This is a genomic window from Streptosporangium sp. NPDC006930 (assembly GCF_040635605.1).
GTDB lineage: Bacteria > Actinomycetota > Actinomycetes > Streptosporangiales > Streptosporangiaceae > Streptosporangium.
This window is the reverse complement of record NZ_JBEYID010000063.1, coordinates 1-2,873: the sequence shown is the minus strand read 5'-3', so window position 1 is coordinate 2,873 and position 2,873 is coordinate 1. Positions and strand designations below refer to the sequence as shown.

Annotated in this window: 1 protein-coding gene; it reads right to left on the bottom strand. The window is 72.1% G+C overall.

Features of this window, described 5'->3' with window-relative positions; genetic code table 11:
• Positions 1 to 2,873, bottom strand: a 2,873-nt coding sequence (locus tag ABZ664_RS39340; protein ID WP_362522381.1) for a beta-ketoacyl synthase N-terminal-like domain-containing protein, incomplete at both ends; no start/stop codon positions are given.

Below are 2,873 nucleotides of genomic sequence, written 5' to 3'. Positions count from 1 at the left end.
GCCCGCACCGACACCATCGCCCCACCGGCAGGCAACGCCTGCATCAACCGCGCCCGCGCCGCCACCAACGCACACGCGTCCTTCAGCGACAACACCCCCGCCACATGAGCAGCCGCGATCTCCCCGACCGAGTGACCGGCCAGCACATCCGGCCGCACTCCCCAGGACTCCACCAGCCGGAACAACGCCGTCTCCACCGCGAACAGCGCCGGCTGCGCCCACCCCGTCCGATCCAGCGCCTCCGCCTCCACCGACCCCGGCTCGGCGAACAACACCTCACGCAACGACCCCTCAAGCAGCGGCTCGAATTCGGCGAACACCGCGTCCAACGCCTGCGCGAACACCGGGAACCGCTCATACAGCTCCCGGCCCATCCCCACCCGCTGCGCCCCCTGACCGGTGAACAACACCGCCACCCGGCCGTCACCCACCCGACCCCGCACCACACCCGAACCCGAACCGCCGGCCAACCCCGACAACCCGGCCATCACACTCTCACGGTCCCCACCCACCACCACCGCACGATGATCGAGGGCAGCACGCGTCGTCGCCAGCGAGTACGCCATATCCAGCAGATCGATCTCCGGCCGCTCCTCGATGTGCCCGGCCAGACGCGCGGCCTGCGCACCCAACGCCTCCTCGCCGCGCGCCGACACCACGAACGGCAACGGCAACCCGCCGGCAAACTCCACGACCTCGACCTCGACCTCGGCACCGGTGTCGCTCCCGATGCCGCTGTCGATGTCGGTGTCGACGGGGGCAGGGGCCTGCTCGATGATGACGTGGGCGTTGGTACCGCTGATACCGAAGGCCGACACACCCGCGCGGCGCGGGTGACCGTTCTCCGGCCACTCGACGGGCTCGGTCAGCAGCGACACCGCACCCGCCGACCAGTCGACGTGCGAGGTGGGCGCGTCCACGTGGAGGGTACGCGGGAGCATGTCGTTGTGGATGGAGAGCACCATCTTGATGACGCCCGCGACCCCGGCGGCGCACTGGGTGTGGCCGATGTTGGACTTGATCGCGCCCAGCCAGAGCGGACGCTCCGGGGAGCGGCCCTCACCGTAGGTGGCGAGCAGGGCCTGGGCCTCGATCGGGTCGCCGAGCGTGGTGCCGGTGCCGTGCGCCTCCACGGCGTCGACGTCTGACGGCGCGAGACGGGAGTTGGTGAGCGCCTGGCGGATGACGCGCTGCTGGGAGGGGCCGTTCGGAGCCGACAGGCCGTTGCTGGCACCGTCCTGGTTGACCGCGCTGCCCCGCACCACCGCCAGCACCGGATGACCGTTACGACGCGCGTCCGACAGCCGCTCCAGGACGACCATGCCGACGCCCTCGGAGAACACCGTGCCGTCCGCGGCGTCCGCGAAGGACTTGACCCGGCTGTCGGGGGCGAGGCCGCGCTGGCGGCTGAACTCCACGAAGAGCTCGGGAGTGGAGACCACCGTCACACCGCCGGCCAGCGCGAGCGTGCTCTCGCCCCGTCGCAGGGAGTCGCAGGCGAGGTGGAGTGCCACCAGCGACGACGAGCAGGCGGTGTCCACCGTGACGGCCGGGCCTTCGAGGCCGAGTACGTAGGCCACCCTGCCGGACATCACCGAACTGGAGTTGCCGGTGAGCAGGTAGCCCTCGACGCCCTCGGGCAGTTTCGCCAGCCCGGTGGCGTATCCGGTGCTCGAAGCTCCGACGAACACGCCGGTGGAGCTGCCCTTGAGCGCGTCGGGGGCGATCCCCGCGCGCTCCAGCACCTCCCAGGACGCCTCAAGCAGCAGCCTCTGCTGCGGGTCGGTGGCGAGGGCCTCGCGCGGCGAGATACCGAAGAAGCCCGCGTCGAACTCGCCCGCGTCGTGCATGAAGCCGCCGCCGCGCGCGTAGCTGGTGCCGTGCCGGGCGGGGTCGGGGTCGAAGAGCCGCTCCAGGTCCCAGCCCCGGTTGGCGGGGAACTCGGAGACGGCCTCCCTGCCCTCGGCCAGCAGCCGCCACAGTGCCTCCGGCGAGTCGATGCCGCCGGGGTAGCGGCAGCTCATGGAGACGATCACGATGGGGTCGTCGTCCGCGGGCGCCGAGACCGGTGCGGGTGGCTCGGCGTGCGCGGCGGAGACTCCGGCTCCGAGCAGCCTGCCCCTGAGGTGCTCGGCCAGGACCTCCGGGGTCGGGTAGTCGAAGACGAGGGTGGCGGGCAGGCGCAGGCCGGTGGCGGTGTTGAGCCGGTTGCGCAGTTCGATGGCGGTGAGCGAGTCGAAGCCCAGTTCCCTGAAGGCGCGGCCTGGCGGCACCGAGTCGGCGTCGGTGTGACCGAGCACGGTGGCGGCCTGCGTGCGGACCAGGGAGACGAGCACGCGGTCCCGCTCGGCCTCGGGGAGTCCTTCCAACTGCCGCCGCAGGGGAGAGTCACCGCCGGACGCGGGGGTGGCGGACGCCGTCACCTCGCGGCGGGCCGGGGTGCGGACGAGTCCTCGCAGCAACGCCGGCGGCGCGGCGGACCCTGCCCGCAGCGCGGCGAGATCGAGGTGGATCGGCACGAGCAGCGCCTCGTCGAAGGCGCGGGCCACGTCGAACAGGGCGATCCCCTCCTCGGAGGAGAGGCCTCGGGCACCGGACTGCTCCATGCGCGCGATGTCGGTGTCGTCCAGATGGGCGCTCATGCCGCTGCGCTGGTTCCAGAAACCCCAGGCCAGCGAGAGCCCGGCCAGCCCCTGAGCCCTGCGGTGCGCCGCCAGCGCGTCGAGGAAGACGTTGGCGGCGGCGTAGTTGCCCTGTCCCGCGTCACCGAAGACTCCGGCGGCCGAGGAGAACATCACGAACGCCGACAGGTCCAGGTCACGGGTGAGCTCGTGCAGGTTCCACGCCGCGTCCACCTTGGGCCGCAACACCGC